This window comes from Brevibacterium sp. SIMBA_078 (genome assembly GCF_046534565.1).
Taxonomy (GTDB): domain Bacteria; phylum Actinomycetota; class Actinomycetes; order Actinomycetales; family Brevibacteriaceae; genus Brevibacterium.
Map to the genome: position 1 here is coordinate 1 of NZ_JAWRYQ010000648.1, position 231 is coordinate 231.

1 protein-coding gene is annotated in these 231 nt (G+C 62.3%); it reads left to right on the forward strand.

The genetic code is table 11. The annotated features are described in order from the left end of the window. A partial coding sequence (locus tag SB749_RS21095) for a replication endonuclease (RefSeq protein ID WP_410712041.1) occupies window positions 1-231 on the forward strand: 231 nt, incomplete at both ends.

The following is a 231-nucleotide window of genomic DNA, read 5'->3' on the forward strand; positions in this document are numbered from 1 at the left end:
GTGTTAGCCATCAATGAGCTAGACCAGAGCTATACCCTTGCCGAGCTGGCAGAGCTTGGGCTGGCAAACCCGGAAAACCGCCGCGCTGAGCTAATGCTGCGCATTGCCGACACCGAGCGCGAAGCGGTACGCCTGGGGCATGTGGGCCTATTCCTGACCATCACCACGCCTAGCCGCTTTCATGCCGTCCACCGTGGCACGGCGCGGGTCAACCGCAAATGGGAGCAAGGG